This window comes from Ruegeria sp. HKCCD9138 (assembly GCF_057220975.1).
The window spans coordinates 1-1,271 of record NZ_JBWVAZ010000028.1; the positions used below are offsets into that span (position 1 = coordinate 1).

General features: G+C 63.2%; 1 protein-coding gene. It reads left to right on the forward strand.

Going from position 1 to position 1,271, the window contains the following annotated elements:
• A partial coding sequence (eno, locus tag AC2TEL_RS21610) for a phosphopyruvate hydratase (RefSeq protein WP_480906894.1) occupies positions 1 to 1,271 on the forward strand: 1,271 nt, incomplete at both ends.

Genomic DNA, 1,271 nt, shown 5'->3' on the forward strand with positions numbered 1-1,271 from the left:
TGAGCACGATCATCGACATACACGCACGCGAGATATTGGACAGCCGGGGCAATCCGACGGTTGAGGTGGACGTGATCCTTGAGGACGGCACGATGGGCCGTGCGGCGGTGCCGTCCGGGGCCTCGACCGGGGCTTATGAGGCGGTGGAAAAGCGTGACGGCGACAAGGCGCGCTATCTGGGCAAGGGCGTGCTGGAGGCCGTGGCCGCCGTAAACGGTGAGATCGCCGAGGAGCTGGTCGGTTTCGACGCGACCGAACAGGTGGCCATCGACCAGGCGATGATCGAACTGGACGGGACCGAGAACAAGGGGCGTCTGGGCGCCAACGCCATTCTGGGCGTCTCGCTGGCCACCGCCAAGGCGGCGGCGGATTTCACCACGCAGCCTCTGTACCGCTACGTGGGTGGAACTTCGGCGCGCGTGTTGCCGGTGCCGATGATGAACATCATCAACGGGGGCGAACACGCCGACAACCCGATCGACATCCAGGAATTCATGATCATGCCGGTCTCGGCCAGCAATATCCGCGAAGCCGTGCGCATGGGTTCCGAAGTGTTCCACACGCTGAAGAAAGAGCTTTCGGCGGCAGGTCTGGCCACCGGCGTGGGCGACGAGGGCGGTTTCGCCCCCAACATCGCCAGCACCCGCGAGGCGCTGGATTTCATCCTGAAATCCATCGAAAAGGCAGGCTACAAGCCGGGAGACGAGATCCACCTGGCGCTCGATTGTGCGGCGACCGAGTATTACAAGGACGGCAAATACGTCCTGTCGGGTGAAGGCAAGAGCCTGACATCCGAGGAAAACGCCGATTACCTGGCGGCGCTGGTCAATGACTACCCGATCATCTCGATCGAGGACGGCATGTCCGAGGATGACTGGGACGGCTGGAAGGCCCTGACCGACGCCATCGGCGACAAGGTGCAGCTGGTGGGCGACGACCTGTTCGTGACCAACCCGGCGCGTCTGACCGAAGGGATCGAGCGTGGCTGTGCCAACTCGATGTTGGTCAAGGTGAACCAGATCGGCTCGCTGACCGAGACCCTGCGCGCCGTCGATATGGCGCACCGTGCGCGCTATACCAACGTGATGTCGCACCGCTCGGGCGAGACCGAGGACGCCACCATTGCGGATCTGGCTGTGGCGACCAATTGCGGCCAGATCAAAACCGGCTCGCTGGCGCGCTCGGACCGGTTGGCCAAGTACAACCAGCTGATCCGCATCGAAGAAAGCCTCGGTGAGGTTGCGGAATACGCAGGCAAGGCGATCCTTCGC